Below are 22202 nucleotides of genomic sequence, written 5' to 3'. Positions count from 1 at the left end.
CCTTCGAGAGTGAATGGTGGGCACGTCAGTTGCGTGCGTCGAGCGCGGCCGCGAGCGTGGAGTCGGTCAGTGACGCCGGTTCGGGTTCGCCGCGATGCGAGCCGGCGGCACGACCCGGCCCGATCCTGAACCAGATCGCGTACATCGCCGGCAGGAACACCAGCGTGAGAATCGTGCCGGCGAACGTGCCGCCGATCAGCGTGTACGCGAGCGTGCCCCAGAACACCGAATGCGTGAGCGGAATGAACGCGAGCACGGCCGCCATCGCGGTGAGGATCACCGGCCGCGCGCGCTGCACGGTCGCCTCGACGACCGCATGGAACGGATCGAGCCCGGCCTGTTCGTTCTGATGGATCTGCCCGATCAGGATCAGCGTGTTGCGCATCAGGATTCCCGACAGCGCAATGAGCCCGACCAGCGCGTTGATGCCGAACGGCTGCCCGAACAGGATCAGCGTCGGCACCACGCCGATTAGCCCGAGCGGGCTCGTCATGAACACCATCACCATCGCCGAGATCGAGCGCACCTGGAAGATGATGATGACGAGCGTGATCGCGAGCATGATCGGGAACAGCGGCAGCATCGCCTTCGTCGCCTTGCCGGATTCCTCGATGGAGCCCGCTTCCTCGATCCTGTAGCCGCTCGGCAACCGCGCGACGATCGGCTGAAGCTGCTTCGTGATCGCGGCCGATACGTCCGGCGGCTGCAAGCCGTCGGCGATGTCGCCGCGCACCGTGATCGTCGGCACGCGATCGCGCCAGCGCAGGATCGGCTCTTCCATCCGTACGTCGACCTTGCCGACCTGCGACAGCGGAATGCGCTGCCCGTTCGCGCCGGCGAGCGTGAAGTCGTCGAGCCGCGCCGGGTCGAGCCGCGCGTCGCCGCCCGAACGCGCGACGACCTGCACGGTCCGGATATCCTCGCGCACCGCGGTGACGGGCACGCCGGTCAGCAGGAACTGCAGCTGCTGCGCGACCGCGCTGGACGTCAACCCGACCGCCTGCAGGCGATCCTGCTGCAGCGTGAAGTGCAGCGTCGGCGCGCGCGTGCCCCAGTCGGCATTGACCGTGCGCATCATCGTGCTGCCGTTCATCACGTGCCCGACGTCGGACGCGATGCCGCGCAGCGTGTCCGGATCGGGGCCGGTGACGCGATACGCGACCGGGAACGGCGAATACGGGCCGAACACGAGCTGCGTGACGCGCACGCGCGCTTCGGGCGCAAGGCCGTCGGCGACGGCGCGGCGCAGGCGCGCCTTCAACGCGTCGCGTTCGTCCTGACTGTCGGTGCGCACCACGATCTTCGCGAACGACGGATCGGGCAGCTCCGGCCCCATCGCAAGATAGAAGCGCGGCGCGCCCTGGCCGACGTACGCGGTGACGATCCGCGCTTCCTTCTGCTTCGCGAGCCACGCTTCGACTTTCGACGCGGCGGCGCTCGTTTGCGAAATCGACGTGCCGTACGGCATCTGCACCTCGACGAGCACCTCGGGGCGATCGGAGATCGGGAAGAACTGCTTCTTGACGACCGCCATGCCGAGAATGGCGAGTACGAACAGGCCGACGACGGACCCCGCGACCAGCCATTTACGCGCGATCACGCGCGTCAGCAGCTGGCGGAAGCGGTTGTAGCGCGGCGTGTCGTAGATCGCGTCGTGGCCGCCTTCGATCTTCCTGAACTCGGGCAGCATCTTCACGCCGAAATATGGCGTGAACACCACCGCCACGACCCACGACGCGATCAGCGCGATCCCGACGATCCAGAACATGTTGCTCGTGTATTCGCCGGCGGTGGAGCGCGCGAAGCCGTTCGGCATGAAGCCGACCGCAGTCACCAGCGTGCCGGCCAGCATCGGCGCGGCCGTGTGGCTCCACGCGTAGGCCGACGCGGCCACGCGCCCATAGCCTTCCTCCATCTTCACGACCATCATTTCGATCGCGATGATCGCGTCGTCGACGAGCAGCCCGAGCGCGAGGATCAGCGAGCCGAGCGTGATGCGGTCGAAGTTCTTGCCGGTGGCGGCCATCACGACGAACACCACGGCCAGCGTCAGCGGCACGGCCGCGGCGACGACGAGTCCCACGCGCCAGCCCATGCTGACGAAGCTCACCAGCATGACGACGAGCAGCGCGGCGAAGAACTTGACCATGAACTCGTCGACGGCCGAGCTGATGTTCACGGATTGATCGGTGACCTTGGTCAGGCTCATGCCGAGCGGCAGTTCGCGGTTGATCGCGCCGACTTCACCGTCCAGCGCGCGGCCGAGGTCGAGCCCGTTCCAGCCGTCGCGCATCACGATGCCGAGCAGCAGCGCGGGTTCGCCGTTGTTGCGGATCATGAACGTCGACGGATCTTCGTAGCCGCGCTCGACGGTCGCGATGTCCGACAGCTTCAGCGTGCGGCCCTGCGAGACGATCGGCGTGTCGCGGATCTTCTGCAGCTTGTCGAACGCGCCGTCCACGCGAATGAAGATCTCCGGCCCGCGCGTCTCGACGGAGCCGGCCGCCGTCAGCACGTTCTGGCCGTTGAGCGCCGCGAATACGTCCTGCGGGCTCACGCCGAGCGTCGCGAGCCGGTCGTGCGACAGCTGCACGTAGATGCGCTCGGCCTGCTCGCCGATGATGTCGACCTTCTTCACGCCCGCCACGTGCAGCAGCCGCTGACGCAACGCTTCGGCGTCGCGCACCAGCAGGCGCTGCGGTTCGCCCCTGGCCTTCAGCGCGAACAGCGCGAACGTGACGTCCGCGTATTCGTCGTTGACCATCGGGCCGATCACGCCGGCCGGCAGGTTGGTCGCCTCGTCGCCGATCTTTTTCCGTGCCTGGTAGAACTGCTCCTGCACTTCAGACGGCGGCGTGCTGTCGAGCAGCGTCAGCGTCGTGATCGCGAGGCCCGGACGCGTATAGGTTTCGGTACGGTCGTACCAGCGCAGCTCCTGCATGCGCTTTTCGATCTTTTCGGCCACCTGGTCGTGCATTTCCTGCGCGGTGGCGCCCGGCCATGCGGTGATGACGGTCATCACCTTGATCGTGAACGCCGGATCTTCCGCGCGGCCCAGCTTGAAGAACGACACGAGGCCGGCCAGCGAAATCAGGCAGACCAGGAACAGCGTGATCGCGCGCTCGCGCACGGCGAGCGCGGACAGGTTGAAGCGGCGTTCGCTCACGGCCGTGCTCCTTCGCTCGCGATGGTGGCGGCCGGCGCAGACACGCGGACCGCTTCGCCTTCGTGCAGCAACTGCGCGCCGAGTGCGACGACGCGCTCGCCTGGCTTGAGCGTGCCGTCGCCGGCCACGCGCGCGCCGTCGTCGTCGAGATGTTCGACCTTGACCGGCCGCCACGTCACCTTGGCCGGTTCGCCGGCGACGACCCACACGCCGGGCCCGTTGCCCGCGTCCAGCAGCGCGCCGATCGGTACCTGCATGCCGCGTGGCGAAGCCGTGCGCGCGTCGTCCTGCAGGCGGACCGTGACGGTCGCGCCGAGCGGCGCATTGGCCAGCGCGCCCTGCAGCACGTAGCGCGCTTCGAAAGTACGCGTTCTCGCATCCGCGGTATCGGAAAGCTGGCGCAGCGTCGCGGGGACGCCGACGTCCGGCTTGCCGAACAGCCCGGCCTGCGCGAGCGACCCAATCGCCGGACGCAGGGTTTCCGGCAGCTGGATCACGGCCTCGCGGCTGCCGGCGTGCGCGAGCCGCACCACCGGCTGTCCCGCGCTGACGACCTGGCCGGGTTCCGCGAGCGTTTCCATTACCACGCCGTCGCCGTCCGCGACGAGTTGCGCATAGCCGGTCGCATTGCGCGCGACGTCGGCGTCGGCCTCGGCGGCGCTCAACTGCGCTTTCGCGGCATCGGCCGCGGCCTTGGCCTGGTCGTACGCGGATGCCGATATCGCACCGGTGCCGCGCAGGTCGCGGTAGCGCGTTTCGTCCTCGGCGGTCTGCCGCGCGCGGGCCCGTGCGGCGGCGACCGCCTCGTCGCGGGCGCGCGCCGCGAGCTTCAGGTCGACCGGGTCGAGCCGCATCAGCGGCTGGCCGCGCCGCACGGTTTGCCCGGTATCGACGAGCCGCTCCAGCACCTTGCCGGCTACCCGGAAGCCGAGATCGCTCTGCACGCGCGCGGCGACGGTTCCGGTAAACGAGCGGGACGCGGGGACGGCCGCCTGCACGACGGCGGTGCGCACGAGCGGCGCCTCCGTGCGCGGATCGGACGGCGCTTTTCCGCTGCAGGCGGCTAGCGCGACGGGCAGTGCGGAAGCGACTGCGAAGAAAGCGAGGCGACGCCGAACCATGAAAGACCCAGTGATGAAGTGATCGGGGCTTTCATTGTGTATCTAGTGACCAATATAGTCAATGGTCACAAATGGGAGCACATCACGGTGCGAGGCTTCGGAGGACGAGGCTGGACAGTTGGGCGGGCGCGGCGTCGGTCGTGTCGAGGTTGTACTGCAGCAGCAGCGGGTTCAGGTACGGCCGCATCACGAGGTAGATCGCGGTCGCGGTTTCGTCCAGCGGCGTCTTGCGCTCGAACTCGCCGTTTTGCCGGCCTTCCTGCAGGACGTCCTGCAGCAGCTTCTGCACGCGCGCCTCGTAGGCCTGCACCGACGGCCAGTTTTCGGTGGCGGCCGACGCCGCGATGTCGTACAGCTTGCGGTCGCGGAAAAACAGCCGCAGGCTCGCCTCGGTGAAGACCTTGAACATCCGCCGCAGCTTTTCGGTAGGCAGTTCGGCCTCGGCGACAGCCGCGCGCACGTCCGTCTCGATCTCGTGCAGGCAGTGCGCGCAGATCATCTCGCCGATCGCCTGTTTCGACTCGAAGAACTTGTAGATATAGGCCTTCGAGAAGCCGATCGCCTTCGCGAGGTCCGACACGGTCGTCTTTTCGTAGCCGTACCGGCTGAAGTGCTCGGTGGCGGCGGCCACGATCTGGTCGCGGACGTCGTGGTCGGCCGGGCCGCGCGCGGGCGCCGGGGAAGGGTCGATTTTTTTCATGGGCTGCAACGGACAGGAATGGACAAAAAGTGACTATTTGGTATTATAGTCACTACCGGATTCTTGCTAAAGCCCACATGCTACCCAAACCCATCGTTGCCGCGGCGCTGGCCGCCATCTTGTCGGCGGGGTGCGCCGTCGGTCCCGACTATGTGCGGCCGGACGTGGCGATGCCGCAGCAGTTCCAGGGTCAGCGCGCCGTGGACCAGCGCCACGCGGCGGCCGACGCCGACCTCGCGACGTGGTGGACGGGCTTCGGCGATCCGCAACTGACGCAATACATCACGCTGGCGCTCGCGCAGAACCTCGATCTTGCGCAGGCCGCGGCGCGCGTCGAGCAGGCGCGCGCGGGGCTCGGTGCGGCGAACGCGGCGCTGCTGCCGTCGGGCAATGTAAGCGGGCAGGCCGCGCGCGTCTACCAGTCGGTCGAAACGCCGTTGGGGCGCGTGTTGAATTCAACACCCGGTTTCGACCGTCATGGCAACGACTACGAGGCCGATCTCAACGCGAGTTGGGAACTGGACGTATTCGGCGGGTTGCGCCGCGGCCGCGAAGCGGCGCTCGCCGATTATCAGGCATCCGAAGCGGCGGCGGTCGCGACGCGGCTCGCCGTCGCCGCGCAAACCGCGGACACCTACATCACGATTCGCGGGTTGCAGGGCCGCCTCGACGTCGCGCGGCGCCAGGTGCGGACCGAGCAGGATCTGCTGTCGACGCTCAACCTGCTCTATGGAAAGGGCCTCGCGGCGGAGCTTCAGGTGAGGCAGGCCGAAGGCGCGCTCGCGCAGGTACGCGCGACGGTGCCGGTGCTCGAAGCGGCGCTGGACGCGGCGATGAATGCGCTCGACGTGATGCTCGGCGCGCAGCCCGGCACGCATCGCGCGGAATTGCTCGCCGGCGGCGACGTGCCGGTTGCGCCTCGGATTGCGGCGACGGGCACGCCCGGCGAACTGCTCCGGCGCCGGCCCGACCTGATCGTCGCCGAGCGGCGCGTGGCGGCGTCGAACGCGCGCATCGGCGTGGCCATCGCCGAGTATTACCCGAAGTTTTCGCTGAGCGGGCTGATCGGCAGCGCGACGACGATGGGCGCGGGCAACCTGTTTGCCGGCGGCGCGAACCAGGCGGCGGGCGTGCTCGGGCTGCGCTGGCGCCTGTTCGACTTCGGCCGGATCAATGCGCAGATCGCGCAGGCCAAAGGGCAGGATGCCGAAATGCTGGCCGCGTATCGGCTCGCGGCGCTGCACGCGACCGAGGACGTCGAGAATGCCTTCTCGGCGCTCGTCAAGCGGGACGAGCAGGCAGCCATTCTCGGCGACGGCGTGAATTCGCTCGGCCGCGCGCGGACCGCATCGTTCGCGGCTTACCAGAAAGGGGTGGTCAGCCTGATCGAGGTGTTGCAGGCCGACGAAAGCCTGCTGCGCGCATCGGACGAACGCGTGCAGGCGCGAACCGAAGCGGCGCGCGCGGCGGTCGCGGCGTTCAAGGCGCTTGGCGGTGGGTGGCAGGCGCCGGAAGCGCAGGCTGTTGCGAATCGGTAGCGGAACGGACCGATGGCCTTCGACCCGGTCGGCAGCGCCGCGATCAGCACTGGAGGATTGAAGATGAAAATCAGCGAACTGGCCGAATTCGATGGCTCGAAGTACCTGAAGGACGAAGAAGCGATTCGTCACGACCTGGCGCAGGCGTTCGAAGATGGGGATCCTCGACTGATCCAGGCCGCGCTCGGGAACGTCGCGAAGGCGCGCGGCATGACGGCGCTGGCGCGCGAGTCCGGTGTGAAGCGTGAAGCGCTCTACCGCGGCGGCCCACGGCTGATATCGTCAGGGCCGGGCTGAAACATTCGTGCCGGGCCGGTCCGCATTGATCCGGCCGGCATCGCAGGGGAAGCCCCGCGAGCAGCACGCCGCTACCGCTTGATCGCCCCCCGGCAACCGCCTCACATCCTGCTCCGACACCGGCGCCGCCCGATTCCCCCACGCACCGCGCACGTAGCTGACCACCGCCGCGATCTCGCCGCTCGTCAGCGCGCCGCGCATCGCCGGCATCCGCTGCACCGGCCCCGGCTTGCCAGGCGTGGGCCGCGCACCCTCGACCACGATCCGGATCGTGCTCGTCGGATCGGCCGCGAGCACGATCGAGCTGCCCGCGAGCGCCGGCCCGTGATCCGGCACGCCTTTACCTTCGGCGCCATGGCAGCGTGCACAGAACCCCGCATACACGCCGGCCCCCGGCGCCTGCTGGCCGCCTTCCGGACGCGGGCCGGCAACCGTCAGCCGCGGGACACCGACACCGAGCGGATTCGTCGCGGCAGTCGGTTGCGCGGGCAACGACTTGAGGTACACGGCGATCGCACGACGATCGTCCTCCGTCAGCAACGCCGTGCTTTCGCCGACGACCGGCGCCATCGCGCCGAACACCGCGCCGCGCGCCGCATGACCGCTGCGGAGGAACGCGGCGATGTCGTCGGCCGACCACCGGCCGAGGCCGCCCGGAACCGCGCCGGTCAGGTTCGGCGCGAACCAGTGGTCGTTGATGCCGCCGGTCAGGAACGCGGGGCTGCGTTCGTCGTAGCCGCGTTCGTTGTAGGCCGGCCCGCGCGGCGTATGGCACGCGCCGCAATGGCCGAGCCCCTGTACGAGATACGCGCCGCGATTCCATTGCGCCGATTGCGACGGCTGCGGCGTGAACCGGTCGCGGTTCGCGAACACGAGGCTCCACAGCCCGAGCGCCCAGCGCTGGTTGAACGGAAACGGCAGTTGCGTGAGTTTCGCCGCATTCGCGGACGGCGCGACGCCGCGCATGAAATACGCATACAGCGCGCGCACGTCGTCGTCGCTCAGGTGCGCGAACGACGGGTACGGCATGGCCGGATACAACCGGCTGCCGTCCGCGCGCACGCCGCGCCGCATCGCATCGTCGAATTGCCGTAGCGTGTAGTGGCCTATGCCGTGCGTCGGGTCCGGCGTGATGTTCGGCGCATAGATCGGCCCGAACGGCGAATTCACCGGCTGGCCGCCCGCGTACGGCGTATGGTCGGCCGCGTCGTGGCACGCGGCGCAATCGCCGGCGAGCGCGAGATAGCGGCCGCGTGCGAGCGTCGCGGCGTCGGCGCTCGCGGCCGCCGCGGCGATTATCGGGCGGCGGGCAGTCGAGGCAGACGCAGCATCGGGCGGCGGAGTGGGCGCCGCGGACGATGTCGCATCCGCCACTGACGCGTCCCGGTCGCGTGACAGCCGACGGTCGTCCTTCACGCGAGCGGACATTGACGCGCCGGCATCGGCCGCCGACGCGCGAATCCGCACGAACCGCCAGCCCGATGCGGGCTCGGGCGCTTCCGCCGCCGACGCGGCGTCGGCCGTGTCGCCGGCCGCGGCCGCGTTGTCGTCGCGCTGCATGTCGCATCCGCCGAGCGCGATGCATACCGCAAACGCGACACCCGCGCGCTGGCCCAGAACTCGGAACGGGAACGGAAACGAAGCGAACGGGATCAGCGCCATGGACTGCAAGGCCCCACGAAAGCGGTGACGATCCCCGTAAACACCAGACCGATCACGAAACCGAGCGCCGCGAGCATGCCGCAGCGCGCGAGAAAGCGCGTACTGCCGTCGCGCGTCGCGGCACGCGCATCGGCATCGTGCCGGTGCCGCCACGCGTGCGCGAGCCAGGTCGCGCAGGCCGCGGCCAGCGCGAACGCGCCCGCGGCGATCAGCGCGAGCCACACGCCGACGTGCGCCCAGCGCGGCGCGGCCTGCGCGACACCGAGCGGATAGCACGCGGTGGACGCGAGCGTCTCCGACACCAGCATTTGCGCGAACCACAGCGCGGGCGCGCCGACGAGGCCCGCCGCGATCGCGAGCAACGGTGTCCACGCGCGTCGTGCATCGCTCATCCCGTGCTCCTCAGCCAGAACGGCGACACATACAGCGCGGTGAAGATGAACAGCCACACGATGTCGACGAAGTGCCAGTAGAACCCGCCGACCGTCAGCGCGACGCGTCGCTCGCGGCCGAAGAAACCGGCGGCCGTCCACGCGGCGAGCAGCGCGAGGATCGCGAGGATCGCGAGACCGGCCACGACGTGCGCGAGGTGGAACCCGGTGATCGTGAAGTAGAGGCTGCCGTACAGGTGCGCGGTCGGGCCGTACGGGTGATCGCGCCATTCGTGCAACTGAACCAGCGCGAACACGGTGCCGAGCACGAGCGCGACGACGAGCAGCGCGACCGCGCGCGCCTGCCGGCCGGCCCGCACCGCGCGCTCGGCGAGCCACACGAACACGCTGCTCGACAGCAGCACGACCGTGTTGGCGGCCGCGAGCCCGATCTTCGGCATCCCTTCGGGCGGCCACGGTGCGGACCACTGCGACTGCAGGTAGAAGTAGCAGAACAGCAGGTAGCCGAACAGCCCGGCCTCGGTCACGATCAGCGTGAGCATGCCCCACCAGCCGCCCGCGCGTTCGCCGCAACTGCCGACCGGCAGCGGCTCGATGCACGCGGCCGGCGCGGCTGCCGGCGCCGTCGCCGACGGCGGCTCGTCCGGATGACGCCCGGCGGCCGCGGCAGGCGCCTGCGTGTCGGCGCGGGCCGGCAGGCGCGCGCGTTGTCCGAGTTCGCGGCGCGGCCACAGCCACGCGGCGGTCGCGATCGCGCAACCGGCGACTGCCACGCACACGAGCGTCGGCGAGCGCGCGAGCATCGCCGCGAACACGGCGGTCGCGAGCAGCGCGAGCACGAACGGCATGCAGCTGTCTTCGGGCATCTTCAGGATCGCGCTCGGCGCGGCGGCGAGCGGCGTGACCGCGAGCGCCTCGCGCCCATCGGCGAGCCGGTAGCCGACCCGCAGGCTGGTGCGCGCCGGATCGTCGCGCGTTTCCCACAGCGGATGCCGCGACGCGACGAGCGGCAGCACCGCGAAGTTGTACACGGGCGTCGGCGACGCGACCGACCATTCGAGGCCCGCCGCGCCCCACGGATTCTCGCTGGCGCGCACGCCGCGCCGCGCGCTCACCAGCGCGTTGACGACGAACATCACGATGCCGATCCCGAACACGAACGAGCCGATCGTCGTCAGCAGGTTCGACGTGTCCCAGCCCATCCCGGACGGATAGGTATAGATGCGGCGCGGCATCCCGAGCAGCCCGGAAATATGCATCGGGAAGAACCCGAGATTGAAGCCGACCAGCACGACCCAGAAGGTCAGCTTGCCGACGCGCTCGTTCATCATCCGCCCGGTGAATTTCGGGAACCAGTACGCGACGCCGCCGAGCACCGGAAACACGTTGATGCCGAGTAGCACGTAGTGCAGGTGCGCGACGACGAAGTACGTATCGGTGAGCTGCCAGTCGAGCGGCACGGCCGCGGTCATTACGCCGGACACGCCGCCGATCACGAACATCAGCACGAAGCCCGCGAAATACAGGAACGGCGTGCGAAACACGGGGCGGCCGGTCCAGATCGTCGCGATCCATGCGAACACCGCGACCGCGCTCGGAATCGAGATCAGCATGCTCGCGGCGCCGAAGAACGCGAGCGCGAGCGGCGCGATGCCCGTCGCGAACATGTGATGGACCCACACCTCGAAGCCGATCAGCATCGTCGCCACCGTCGATACCGCGACGGCCTCGTATGCGACGAGCGGGCGTCGGCAGAAGGTCGGCAGCGCGTCCGACACGATCCCCATTGCCGGCAGCACGACCACGTAGACCCACGGATGCGCGAACATCCAGAACAGGTGCTGCCACAACAGCGGACGGCCGCCGTGCGCGACGTCGAAGAAATGCGTGCCGGCATTGCGGTCGAGCCACAGCAGCAGGAACGCGAGGCTCACCGACGGCACCGCGACGAGGTTCGCGACCGACGCGGTCAGCGTGCCCCACACGATGATCGGCACCCGGTCGATCGACATGCCGTGCGCGCGCATCCGCAGCAACGTGACGACGAAGTTCGCGGCGCCGCCGGTCGTCGAGATGCCGAGCAGGATCATCCCGAGCGCGTAGATGTCGATGTTCGCGCCGGCGCTGTAGTCGAGCGACGTGAGCGGCACGTAGTTGAACCAGCCGCCGTCCGGCACCGCGCCGAGCGGAAAGCTCGCGTACAGGAACAGCCCGGCGAACAGGAACGCCCAGTACGAGAACGCGTTCAGCCGCGGAAACGCCATGTCGCGGGAGCCGAGCATCAGCGGCCACAGATAGTTCGCGAAGCCGGACAGCACGGGCAGCGCGTACAGGAAGATCATCGTGACGCCGTGCATCGTGAACAGCGAATCGTATTGCGCGGGCGTGAGCAGCGTCGCGTTCGGCCGCGCGAGCTGGATGCGCATCAGGAGCGCCTCGACGCCGCCGAGCAGCAGGAATGCGAACGCGGTGACGATGTAGCGCAGCCCGATGCGCTTGTGATCGACGGTGCCGAGCCAGCCGCGCCAGCCGGGTTCCGATTCCCACAGCTCGGCCAGCGCGCGCTCGTGCGCGGAACCGGGCGGCGCGTCGCCGAGATCGGGTACGCGGCTGAGCGGGGCGGGCGTGTCGCGGGCAATGGCCATCGGCATCCTCGGTTCAGTGCAGCGTCGCGAGATACGCGGAGAGATCGTCGGCGTCGCGTGGCGCGAGCGCGATCGACGGCATCAGCGATTGCGGCTTGATTTGCTGCGCATGCGCGATCCAGCGGCGCAGGTTGTCGGGCGTGTTGTCGAGCGTGCCGGCCGCGAGCAGCCGGCGCGTGCCGACGTGCGTGAGATCGGGGCCCGCGTCGCCCGTCGCGTCGGTGCCGCGCACCGCGTGGCAGCCCGCGCAGCGCGCGGCGAACACGCGCTGGCCGCGTCGTTCGGCGCCGGCGCTCGCCGTGGGTGCCTGGGCCGGTTGGCGCTGCGCGGCGAGCCACGCACGAAACGCGTCCGGCGGCTCGGCCACGACTTCGAACGCCATGTGCGCATGCTGCGCGCCGCAGTATTGCGAGCATTGGCCGCGGTAGATGCCCGGCCGGTCGGCCTGCAGCCATTGGCGGTTGGTCTGGCCGGGAATCGTCTGCGTCTTGCCGGCGAGTTGCGGCACCCAGAACGCATGGATCACGTCGGCGCTCTTCAGTTCGATCGCGACGGGCTCGCCCACCGGAATACGGATTTCGTTCGCGGTGACGAAGCCCGGGCCGTTCGCATCGTCCGGATAACGAACGGCCCACCACCAGTCTTGCGCGGTGACGACGATCGTCAGCGCGGGCGGACGCGGCGGCGCCGCGATCGCGCCCAGCACGCGCAGCATGTACACGAGCGCGCCGAACAGCAGCAGGATCGAGATCGCGGTGCCCACGGTCACGATCGTCAGCCCGCTGCCGTAGCCGCCGCCCGCCTGCGCGCGACGACGAAACAGCGCGATCAGCAGTAGCACGGCGATCGCGACGCACACGAACGTGCACAGCGCGAGCAGCGCCCAGCCGAGCACGAAGACCGGCTGCGCGGCGGGGCCTGCCGCATGGATCACGTACGCGAGCGGCAGCGGCGCGGCCGGATTGCCGGGCTCGGCACGCTCGGCGGCCGCGCGCGCGACGATCGGCGCGGCCGCCCAAGCGAACGGTGCGATGCATGCGATATGACGCGTGTTCCTGGACAGCGGGACGAGCAACGCGACTCCTTGCCGCATTCGGCGGCGTGACGACAACCGTTCGCGGCAGAGCAAGTTTCGTGCGCGCGCGGCTCGCACGTATGCAGTCGTGCGGGGGTGCGGAATGCCGCGCGCAACGGCCGGTACGTCACAGCCGGCTTGTAAATTGAGTGACGCGTTTTTACGCGCGCGTGTGGCGGGCGGAAGGTCGTTTGCTGTGCGGATCAAGTTCCGGAACGGCGCGACAGCGACAGCGGCGGCGTGCCGGCCATCATCGCAAAACGCCAGAACCGACCGTGAACGTCGCGCCGTCCCGCGGCCTTACGATTCGCCTTTCCCGTCCTTGCTGCCCTTGCCGGCCTTGTCGGCCTTGTCGCCGTGGTCGCCCGGCAGCACGGCCGACAACACCTGCCGCGCGGTCTCGACGATCACGTTGCCCTCGCGCGGGTCGCCCCTCACCAGCGTTTCGGCGAAATGCTTCGCCTGCTGCAGCGTCACGTGCGGCGGCAGCGGCGGCACCTCCGGGTCGCTCTTCACTTCGAGCACGACCGGCCGGTCGGACGCGAGCGCTTCGTCCCACGCGGCGCCGAGCTGTTCCGGATCGTCGACGTAGATACCCTTGAGGCCGAGCAGCGTCGCGAAGCGGTAGTACGGCACGTTCGGGATCCGCTGCGACGCGTCGAACTTCGGGTCGCCTTCCATCACGCGCTGCTCCCACGTGACCTGGTTCAGGTCCTCGTTGTTCAGCACCATGCAGATCCAGCGCGGATCGGGCCACTGGCGCCAGTATTTCGCGACGGTGATCAGCTCGGCCATGTTGTTCATCTGCATCGCGCCGTCGCCGACCATCGCGATCACCGGGCGCACCGGATGCGCGAATTTCGCGGCGATCGCGTAGGGCACCGCGGCGCCCATCGACGCGAGCCCGCCGGACAGCGAGCCCATCATCCCGCGCCGCATCATCAGGTCGCGCGCATACCAGTTCGCGCAGGAGCCCGAATCGCTCGTCAGGATCACGTCGTCGGGCAGGCGCGGCGACAGCTCGGTAAACGCGCGCTGCGGATTCACGCCGCGCCCGGCGCTCGCCTTCGCGGCCGCGCGCGCCGCGAGCGTGTCGTGCCAGTCGCGGTTCCATTTCGCGATCCGGTCGCGCCACGCGGTGTCGCGCCGCTCGTTCAAGAGCGGCAGCAGCGCGCGCAGCGTCTCGGCGCTGTCGCCGACCAGATTGACTTCCATCGGGTAGCGCAGGCTCAGCATGTCGGCCTTCAGGTCGATCTGCACGCCGCGCGCCTGGCCTTCCTTCGGCAGGAATTCCGAATACGGAAAACCGGAGCCGACGACCAGCAGCGTGTCGCATTCGGTCATCAGCGCGTAGCTTGGCTTGGTGCCGAGCAGCCCGATCGAGCCGGTGACCCATGGCAGGTCGTCCGGCAGCGCGGCCTTGCCGAGCAGCGCTTTCGCGGCGCCCGCGCCGAGCTTGTCTGCTACCGCGATCACTTCGTCGGTCGCCTTCAGCGCGCCGGCGCCGACCAGCAGCGCGACTTTCGAGCCCGCGTTGAGCACGTCGGCCGCGCGTCGCAGGTCGTCCGCATACGGCACGACTTTCGGCGCGGTATAGCCGACCCCCGAATGTACGGTGCCGTGCGCGCGTTTCGGCGGCGCGTAGTCGAGCTCCTGCAGGTCGTTCGGCAGCACGAGCGCGGTGACCGCGCGCGCGCCGAGCGCGGTGCGCACCGCGCGGTCCACCAGATGGCGCACCTGGCCGGGCACCGTCGCAAGCTGAACGAATGCGCCTGCAACGTCCTTGAAAAGCGCCGGAAGATCCACTTCCTGCTGGTAGTGGCCGCCGAGTGCCGCGCGCGCCTGCTGGCCGACGATCGCGAGCACCGGCATGTGGTCGAGCCGCGCGTCGTAGAGGCCCGTCACGAGGTGCGCGGCGCCCGGGCCCGACGTCGCGACGCATACGCCGAGCTCGCCTGTAAATTTTGCATGCGCGGACGCCATGAAGGCCGCCATCTCCTCGTGGCGCGCCTGGATGAATTCGATCTTGCCGTCCGCGCGGTTCAGCGCGCCGAAAAATCCGTTGATGCCGTCGCCCGGGTAGCCGTAGATGCGGCGCACGCCCCAGTCGTACAGCCGTTCGACGATGAAATCCGCCACTGTCGCCATGCCGTTTCTCCTTGGTTCGGGATGAGCTGATGCGAGGCGGCCGCGCAAGGCACGTGCCGCGCCGCGTGCGTCGGGCACAGCGGTTGCCCGCCTGTGGCCGATACGACGTGTGCTGACGAGCGAGGATGCCGCACGCGAACCGTTCACTTTCTTGTCGAGGAATCGTCACATGTCTGCATTCAACCGTTCGTTCATACGCCGCGGTGCAGCCTGCGCATTGCTGGCGGCGTGCGCGACGGCGCTGCCCGCAGCCGGACAGTTGCGCCCGCCCGATCCCGCCAGCGTGCCCGACACGTCCACGCAGGCGTTCAAGCGCGCCGATCGCAAGATGATGGAAGCGATGGAAAGCGCGCCATACACGGGCGACGCCGACCGCGATTTCGTCGCGCACATGGCGCCGCATCACCAGGGCGCGATCGACATGGCGCAGGTCGAACTCAAATACGGCAAGGACCCGACGCTGCGGCAACTCGCGAGCCGGATCGTCGCCGCGCAGCGCGACGAGATCGCGCTGATGGAGCGCTGGCAGAAGGCGCACGGCAAGACGCCGTGAACCGCGATGCGAGACGGAGATACGCAGGGCGATACGCAGCCGGCCGTCCCGGCCGTTCCGCGGCCAGCGAGCGGCGATGCACGCGCCGATCCCGGACCCGCGCCGACGGAATGGCCGCGCGCACGGGCAGCCGCGGCAGGAGGCACGATGCATGGACGATAAGCGTGCGGCCGAAGATCGCGCGATCGACAGCGTGGCCGACTACATGGCCGTGATCGGCGCGCAGCGGCAGACGATGGCGCTGCGGCTGTTTCGCGGCCAGTGCAACGTGGGCTGGCCGCTCGTGCCGGGTATTGCGCGGCAGCGCGCGTCGCCCGACGTCGAAGCGCGGATGCTCGACGAATTCACGCGGCGCGCGCTGCCGCATCTCGAACCCGGACAGAACCTCGATGCGTGCGACTGGCTCGCGCTCGCGCAGCAGCACGGGATGCGCACGCGCTTGCTCGACTGGTCCGGCAACGCGCTGGCCGCGCTGTGGTTCGCGGTCAGGCGCGCGAGCGAATCGGGCGGAGACGGCGTGGTGTGGTGCCTGTCGCACGACGCCGACGACATCGCGACCGCCGCCGAACGGCGCGCGCCGCTGGAGGTCACGCGCACCAAGGTGTTCCGGCCGCGTCACGTGATGCCGAGGATCACCGCGCAGGACGGCTGGTTCACGATCCACCGTTATGACCCGCGCGGCGATCGCTTCGTGCCGCTCGACGAGGACGCGGACCTCGCCGGCCGCCTGATGCGGATCGTCGTGCCGGGCGGCCGGTTCGCGACGATCCGGCAGGAGTTGGCCGGCGTCGGCGTGAGCATCGCGACGATCTTTCCGGATCTCGACGGCATCGCGCAACTGACCGACACGCGCTATTTCCCGGACGACGAGGACACGCACACGCCGCAGTAAACCCCGCGCGGGCCGTGCGGCCGGGCACGCGCGATGCTTGTCTCGACGGCGCGCACACGGGACCGAACCCCAAGTCCCCAGCTTGCGACCGGTTCGCGGCGGGCGGCAAGGCGGCTCATGCGCGCATTCAAACAAACGATCGAATCCGGAGGCTTTCATGCGCGAACCCAACGAACCCCCGAGCGGCCGTCGCGACAAGGCGTGCGAGCCCGGCGCCGGTTCCCGGCCGGCCGGGAACACCGTCACCCGCGCGTTCGAACGTTTTGCGTCGGGCGTGACCACCTGGGCCGGCTCGCCGGTGGCATTCGGCAGCGCGGTCGCCATCACCGTGCTGTGGCTCGTCAGCGGGCCGCTGTTTCACTACTCCGACGCGTGGCAGCTCGTGATCAATACCGGCACCACGATCATCACGTTCCTGATGGTGTTCCTGCTGCAGCGCAACCAGAATCGCGACAGCGTGGCGTTGCACCTGAAGCTCGACGAACTGCTCGCGGTCACGCGCGCGGCGAGCGACCGGCTGATCGGGATCGAGGATGCGTCGGAGGAAGAATTGCGCGCGTTGGCGCAGACCTACGTGGAAATGGCGCAGCGGGCGGCCGAGCGCGGCGACGACGAGCCGGGCGGGACGCGCGCGGAAACGGCCGACACGCCGCCCGCATCGTGATCGCCGGATCTTCGGATCCTCCGATCGAGCGGTGCGCGGCCCGATGATTTTTCAAACGCTTGTCGTTTCCGGCGCCGCGTCGCGGCGCGACCGCGTGCACGCGCCGCCTGCAGCGGGGAACGGCACGTGCTGCACACCGAGACGAAGCCCGGTCGTTCCGGGTATTGCGTATGGTGCTTCCATGAACTCCAGAACCCCTTCGAATCCGCTGTTGAATATTGCGGTGGCCGTCGCCTGCGGGGCGGCCGCGATGTACTTCCTCGATCCGTCGTCCGGCCGGCGTCGTCGCGCTTATCTGCGCGACAAGGCGGCTGCGGGCCGCCACGGCGTGACCGATTACGCGAATACGCAGGTGAAGCGTGCGGCCGACCATGCGCGCGGCGCGATCGCCGGCCTGCGGGCCGACTGGCTCGCGGGCGATGCGAACGACGTGCAGGTCGCCGAGCGCGTGCGTGCGGCGCTCGGCCGGCTCGTCGGTCGCCCGCGCGACATCGACGTCAGCGTCGAGCACGGCAACGTGTGCCTGACCGGACAGGTCGAGGAGGCCGAACGGCAGGCGCTGATCGACGGCGTCGCCGCGCTGCACGGCGTGCATCACGTCGAGGACGCGATGGGCGCGCGCAGCGAATACAAGGCGTCGCCCGACGGTCATTCGCACTGACGCGGCCGCGGCTGCCCGCACTGGCGGGGGGCCGGCGAACGAGTACGACACGCATTCGGCGCACGCACGGCTGCCGGTACGACGGCAGCCTGGCGCCTCAACCGGAGCAAGCCCATGACCGACCGCCAGCCCCCCGATACGACGCCCCTGCATCCGGAGCCCGGCGCGCACGACGCGCTCGAACACCTGCTCGGCAGCCTGCATCGGCACGGCTTCCTGCGCTTCGCGAACGAGGTCGTCAGCGCGAACGCGCGACTCGCCGACACGTTCGTCGACGCGCTCGACAAGCCCGGCATGCAGAGCGGCATGCAGAATCTCGCGATGCTGGTGACGGCGCTGTCGCGCATTCCGCCGGAACAGTTCGGTCGCGCCGCGTTCGCGGCGGCCGACGCGCTGCATCACGTCGGCGCGTGGCAGCCGGCGCAGCACGAGCATGTCGCGCCCGGCGTGCGCGGCATCTATCGGCTGCTGCACGACGAGGCGCTGTGGGATGCGTTGACGCCGCTGCTCGAAGGGCTGAAAGTCTTCGCGCAAGGGCTCGCGCGCGATCCGCAGCCGCCGGTCGCCGGGCTCAACGAGACGACGAAAGACGCGTGACCGCGTCCGGTTGCAGGTCGCTGGGGGCGCACAGGCCCGCGAACTGACGGATGATGCGCTGGGTCGGCGCGCTTGCCGGCCAGTGCGGCACCGCGTCGATGCCGACCCAGCGGCACAGCGCGATTTCGCGGCCCGGGCACGCGTGCGCGCCGCGCGGCAGACTCGCGACGAACACGTGATGGCGCTTCACGCTGCCGTCCACGTAGAAGAAATACGCGAGTTCGAGACCGACAAGTCCCGTTTCCTCCCGAAGCTCGCGATGCGCGGCGTCGAGTGCCGATTCGCCGCGCCGGATCACGCCGCCCGGCAGCGTCCAGCGCGACGATCGCCCGCGCGCGACCAGCAGCACGCGCCGGTTGCGAACGCAGACGATCGTGGCGCGTTCCTTCGCCAGCGGCGCGAGCGGCACCGCGCGGACGGGGAAATCGGACGGGTCGGGTAGCGTCATGCAGGGCAGGGGGTGGGTGATTGAAAGATCCATGCGCCTGTGCCGCAACGTGCGTTCCTGCGTCGCCGTCGCGCGGGGCGGCGTGTGAACGATTCGGGCAAACGCGTCGATCGTCGCCCGCGAATTTTCAACCGCTTGTCATTTCTGCCGCCGTTCCGTGCGGCCGCTTCGGGAGGGCGGGCCGCGCGAGGCGCGGCGATCACGTGCGGCCGTGCTCGCCGGATGGCGGACGATGCGGCGACGTGCCGTTTTCCTTCCCGGCCGGCTTGCCTTCGGCGGGGTCGTGCGCGCTGCGTGGCGGCGGCGTGGTCGTGCCGCGGCGCTTGCCCTCGGGGCCGGGCGTGCTGTCGCCGCGATCTTCGTCGCGTGTGTCGGTGTCGAGTGAGGTCGAGCGTGTCATGGTTCGGGCGTCCTGTCGGGGCGGTTGAAGCGTACGCAGCGCGCATCGGGCGTGCCGCGGTCGAACGCAGCCCGTTGCCGGGCCCGCTGTTTGCTTGATCGCGCGCTTGAGGTCGGCGCGGGCAATGACGCCCGCGCCCGCCGCCTGGAGCTCCGTTTCATGCCCGATGCGATCTTGTGCCCGTTATCCGTTCGTCAGCGATTCGGCGTCGCGTTCCGGCGCGCGTCGACGCCCGGACGGGACGGCGCCGGCGCGCCGGACGCGCTTGCGTCGGCGATGGCCGGCGTCGTACCGTCGACGCCGCTGCGGGTGCCGTGGCCGGCGTTCGAGCGCCGGCCGCCCGCCGTCGCGCGGGCGGGCGACGGCCAGTCCGGCGCCGGCGGCCCGGGCGCCGCGCCGGGCGGCAACGGCGAGCGGCCGACCGACGCGCCGGGCGGCGGTGGCGGCGACCACCATCCGCACGACGATCGCGGCGGCCGCACCGGCGGCGACGGAGACGGCAACAACGGCGAAGGCGAACGCAAGCGGCCCGGCAAGAAGCCGCTGATCATCCTCGGCGCGGTGGTGTTCGTGCTGCTCGTCGGCGGGCTCGTGTGGTGGTTCGCGACGCGCAACCAGGAAAGCACCGACGATGCGTACACCGACGGCAACGCGGTCGCGGTCGCGCCGCACGTGTCCGGCTACGTGACGCGGCTGGCGGTCGACGACAACACGTTCGTGCGGCGCGGCGACGTGCTCGTCGAGATCGATCCGCGCGACTACCGCGCACAGGTCGACGCCGCGCAGGCGCAGCGCGGTCTCGCGCAGGCGCAGCTCGATGCGGCGCGCGTGCAGCTCGACATCGCGCGCGTGCAGTATCCGGCCCAGTACCGGCAGGCGCGCGCGCAGATCGAATCCGCGGAAGCCGCGTACCGGCAGGCGCTCGCCGCGCAGGCACGGCAGCGCGCGGTCGATGCGCGTGCAACCTCGCAGCAGGCGATCGACGCGGCCGACGCGCAGCGCGCGACCGCCGACGCGAACGTCGCGATGGCCCAGGCGCAGGCGCGCACCGCGAGCCTCGTGCCGCAGCAGATCCGGCAGGCCGAGACGGCCGTCGAGGAGCGCCGCCAGCAGGTGCTGCAGGCGCGCGCGCAGCTCGAGACGGCCAACCTGAACCTGTCGTACTGCGAGATGCGTGCGCCGTCCGACGGCTGGGTCACGCGGCGCAACGTGCAACTGGGCTCGTTCCTGCAAGCGGGCACGTCGATCTTCTCGATCGTCACGCCGCGCGTGTGGATCACCGCGAATTTCAAGGAGTCGCAGCTCGAGCGGATGCGCGTCGGCGACCGCGTCGACGTGTCGGTCGACGCGTATCCCGATCTCGATCTGCACGGCCACGTCGACAGCATCCAGCTCGGCAGCGGCTCGCGCTTCTCCGCATTCCCGACCGAGAACGCGACCGGCAATTTCGTGAAGATCGTGCAGCGCGTGCCGGTGAAGATCGTGCTCGACGGCCCGCTGCCGAACCGTCCGCCGCTCGGTCTCGGCCTGTCGGCCGTGCCGACCGTCCACCTGAAATGACCGGCCGCCGTGCCGCGACCGGTGTCGACCGGAGCGATCCGATGCCCGATACCCGCATGCCGTTCTTGCCTGACGAGGCCCGCCGATGAACCGGCCACCCGAGCGCAGCGGCGCATCCGATGGCACGTGGCGTCCCGCCGCGAACCCGTGGCTCATCGCGATCGTCGTCACGCTCGCCGCGTTCATGGAGGTGCTCGACACGACGATCGTCAACGTCGCGCTGCCGCACATCGCCGGCACGATGTCGGCGAGCTACGACGAGGCGACCTGGACGCTCACGTCGTATCTGGTCGCGAACGGCATCGTGCTGCCGATCTCGGGGTTCCTCGGACGCCTGCTCGGCCGCAAGCGCTACTTCCTGCTGTGCATCGCCGCGTTCACCGTGTGCTCGTTCCTGTGCGGCGTCGCGACCAACCTCGGCGAACTGATCGTGTTCCGCGTGCTGCAGGGGCTGTTCGGCGGCGGGCTGCAGCCGAACCAGCAGTCGATCATCCTCGATACGTTCCCGCCCGCGCAGCGCAACCGCGCGTTCTCGATCTCGGCGATCGCGATCGTCGTCGCGCCGGTGCTCGGGCCGACGCTCGGCGGCTGGATCACCGACCATTTCTCGTGGCGCTGGGTGTTCCTGCTCAACGTGCCGATCGGCGCGCTGACCGTGCTCGCGGTGATGCAGCTCGTCGAGGATCCGCCGTGGCGGCGCGGCGCCGAACGCGGGATTTCCATCGACTACATCGGCATCGGGCTGATCGCGATCGGGCTCGGCTGCCTGCAGGTGATGCTCGATCGCGGCGAGGACGAGGACTGGTTCGGCTCGAACTTCATCCGCGTCTTCGCCGTGCTGTCCGCGCTCGGGCTGGTCGGCGCGACGCTGTGGCTGCTGCGCACGAAGAAGCCGGTGGTCGACTTGTCGTGCCTGCGCGACCGCAATTTCGCGCTCGGCTGCGTGACGATCGCGACGTTCGCGGCCGTGCTGTACGGCAGCGCGGTGATCGTGCCGCAGCTCGCGCAGCAGCGGCTCGGCTACACGGCGACGCTCGCGGGGCTCGTGCTGTCGCCCGGCGCGCTGCTGATCACGCTCGAGATTCCGCTCGTGAGCCGGCTGATGCCGCACGTGCAGACGCGCTATCTGGTCGGGTTCGGCTTCGTGCTGCTGTGCGTTTCGCTGATCTATTCGCGCACGCTGGTGCCGGACATCGACTACACGCACCTGATGATGATCCGCTGCGCGCAGTCGCTCGCGATCGGCTTCATGTTCGTGCCGATCACGACGCTCGCGTACCTGACCGTGCCGCAGCGGCTCAACGACGACGCGTCCGCGCTGTTCACGATGTTCCGCAACGTCGCGGGCTCGATCGGCATCTCGGTGTCGACCGCGCTGATCCGGGAGCGCACGCAGGCGCGCATGGCGCATCTGTCCACGCACATGTCGACGCTGTCGCAGAACTTCCAGGATGCGCTGCAGGAGAACGCGCGCGCGGTGGGCGCGTTGACGGGTGCGCCGCCGTCATCCGCGCTGCAGACGGCCACCGGGCGGCTGTACGAGACGTTCATCGCGCAGGCGACGATCCTCGCGTATATCGACGTGTTCGCGATCCTCGCGGTGTTTTGCGCGTTCAGCATTCCGCTGACGTTCCTGTTCTCGCCGGCGAAGGCCGCGGGCGGCGCGGGAGGGCATTGACATGC

General features: G+C 69.7%; 18 protein-coding genes and 1 pseudogene. 9 read left to right on the top strand and 10 right to left on the bottom strand.

The window, feature by feature from the left end:
• Nucleotides 1-25: 25 nt before the first annotated feature.
• The 3 genes from J8I35_RS02910 to J8I35_RS02900 all read right to left on the bottom strand — a co-directional run bounded on the left by J8I35_RS02910 (nt 26) and on the right by J8I35_RS02900 (nt 4987).
• Complete coding sequence (locus J8I35_RS02910; protein WP_209924412.1) at nt 26-3166, bottom strand: efflux RND transporter permease subunit; 3141 nt, start codon at nt 3164-3166, stop codon at nt 26-28.
• Nucleotides 3163-4287, bottom strand: a complete 1125-nt coding sequence (locus tag J8I35_RS02905) for an efflux RND transporter periplasmic adaptor subunit (protein ID WP_209924411.1) — start codon at nt 4285-4287, stop codon at nt 3163-3165. Before J8I35_RS02905 ends, J8I35_RS02910 begins: the two co-directional genes overlap by 4 nt.
• 82 nt (nt 4288-4369) lie before the next feature.
• A complete protein-coding gene (locus J8I35_RS02900) occupies nt 4370-4987 on the bottom strand; it encodes a TetR/AcrR family transcriptional regulator (RefSeq protein ID WP_050013935.1) in 618 nt (205 codons plus the stop codon).
• A 77-nt stretch (nt 4988-5064) separates the two neighbouring features.
• Here J8I35_RS02900 and J8I35_RS02895 point away from each other — a divergent pair, with 77 nt between their 5' ends.
• Entirely contained in the window at nt 5065-6525 is a 1461-nt protein-coding gene (locus J8I35_RS02895) for an efflux transporter outer membrane subunit (RefSeq protein WP_209924410.1), read from the top strand.
• 63 nt (nt 6526-6588) lie between these two features.
• Nucleotides 6589-6786 (top strand): annotated as a pseudogene (locus tag J8I35_RS02890) (addiction module antidote protein); the annotation flags it as partial.
• 21 nt (nt 6787-6807) lie between these two features.
• Here J8I35_RS02890 and J8I35_RS02885 read toward each other — a convergent pair.
• From J8I35_RS02885 to J8I35_RS02865, 5 genes are all read right to left on the bottom strand, one after another.
• Nucleotides 6808-8484, bottom strand: a complete 1677-nt coding sequence (locus tag J8I35_RS02885) for a cytochrome c (protein ID WP_245170054.1) — start codon at nt 8482-8484, stop codon at nt 6808-6810.
• On the bottom strand, nt 8475-8876 hold the full coding sequence (locus J8I35_RS02880; RefSeq protein ID WP_050013932.1) for a hypothetical protein: 402 nt from the start codon (nt 8874-8876) through the stop codon (nt 8475-8477). The genes J8I35_RS02885 and J8I35_RS02880 overlap by 10 nt, the downstream gene beginning before the upstream one ends.
• Entirely contained in the window at nt 8873-11521 is a 2649-nt protein-coding gene (ctaD, locus tag J8I35_RS02875; RefSeq protein ID WP_209924409.1) for a cytochrome c oxidase subunit I, read from the bottom strand. Before ctaD ends, J8I35_RS02880 begins: the two co-directional genes overlap by 4 nt.
• A gap of 13 nt (nt 11522-11534) precedes the next feature.
• Complete coding sequence (gene coxB, locus J8I35_RS02870) at nt 11535-12596, bottom strand: cytochrome c oxidase subunit II (protein WP_209924408.1); 1062 nt, start codon at nt 12594-12596, stop codon at nt 11535-11537.
• A 300-nt stretch (nt 12597-12896) separates the two neighbouring features.
• Nucleotides 12897-14744: a thiamine pyrophosphate-requiring protein gene (locus J8I35_RS02865; RefSeq protein ID WP_209924407.1), complete on the bottom strand. Its 1848-nt coding sequence runs from the start codon at nt 14742-14744 to the stop codon at nt 12897-12899.
• Nucleotides 14745-14913: 169 nt separating this feature from the next.
• On the opposite strand from J8I35_RS02865, the gene J8I35_RS02860 reads away from it, so the two are divergent.
• The 5 genes from J8I35_RS02860 to J8I35_RS02840 all read left to right on the top strand — a co-directional run bounded on the left by J8I35_RS02860 (nt 14914) and on the right by J8I35_RS02840 (nt 18111).
• Complete coding sequence (locus tag J8I35_RS02860) at nt 14914-15297, top strand: DUF305 domain-containing protein (RefSeq protein ID WP_209924406.1); 384 nt, start codon at nt 14914-14916, stop codon at nt 15295-15297.
• A gap of 151 nt (nt 15298-15448) precedes the next feature.
• Nucleotides 15449-16189, top strand: coding sequence for an FRG domain-containing protein (locus tag J8I35_RS02855; protein WP_209924405.1), 741 nt, complete (start codon nt 15449-15451; stop codon nt 16187-16189).
• A 157-nt stretch (nt 16190-16346) separates the two neighbouring features.
• Nucleotides 16347-16853, top strand: a complete 507-nt coding sequence (locus J8I35_RS02850) for a low affinity iron permease family protein (protein ID WP_209924404.1) — start codon at nt 16347-16349, stop codon at nt 16851-16853.
• A 181-nt stretch (nt 16854-17034) separates the two neighbouring features.
• Nucleotides 17035-17514, top strand: coding sequence for a BON domain-containing protein (locus tag J8I35_RS02845; RefSeq protein ID WP_050013925.1), 480 nt, complete (start codon nt 17035-17037; stop codon nt 17512-17514).
• Nucleotides 17515-17628: 114 nt separating this feature from the next.
• Nucleotides 17629-18111: a DUF1641 domain-containing protein gene (locus J8I35_RS02840; RefSeq protein ID WP_209924403.1), complete on the top strand. Its 483-nt coding sequence runs from the start codon at nt 17629-17631 to the stop codon at nt 18109-18111.
• Here J8I35_RS02840 and J8I35_RS02835 read toward each other — a convergent pair.
• Nucleotides 18086-18559: an NUDIX hydrolase gene (locus tag J8I35_RS02835; RefSeq protein WP_209924402.1), complete on the bottom strand. Its 474-nt coding sequence runs from the start codon at nt 18557-18559 to the stop codon at nt 18086-18088. The two genes, J8I35_RS02840 and J8I35_RS02835, sit on opposite strands and share 26 nt — an antisense overlap.
• A 199-nt stretch (nt 18560-18758) precedes the next feature.
• A complete protein-coding gene (locus J8I35_RS02830) occupies nt 18759-18959 on the bottom strand; it encodes a hypothetical protein (protein ID WP_089490375.1) in 201 nt (66 codons plus the stop codon).
• Nucleotides 18960-19118: 159 nt separating this feature from the next.
• Here J8I35_RS02830 and J8I35_RS02825 point away from each other — a divergent pair, with 159 nt between their 5' ends.
• Nucleotides 19119-20519: an HlyD family secretion protein gene (locus J8I35_RS02825; RefSeq protein ID WP_209924401.1), complete on the top strand. Its 1401-nt coding sequence runs from the start codon at nt 19119-19121 to the stop codon at nt 20517-20519.
• Between the two features lie 85 nt (nt 20520-20604).
• Nucleotides 20605-22197, top strand: coding sequence for a DHA2 family efflux MFS transporter permease subunit (locus J8I35_RS02820; RefSeq protein WP_050017806.1), 1593 nt, complete (start codon nt 20605-20607; stop codon nt 22195-22197).
• The last annotated feature ends 5 nt before the right edge of the window (nt 22198-22202 follow it).

It is taken from the genome of Burkholderia sp. CpTa8-5 (assembly GCF_017815045.1).
Lineage (GTDB): Bacteria > Pseudomonadota > Gammaproteobacteria > Burkholderiales > Burkholderiaceae > Burkholderia > Burkholderia sola.
The sequence above is the reverse complement of the archived record's forward strand: the minus strand, read 5'-3'. Positions and strand labels throughout refer to the sequence as shown.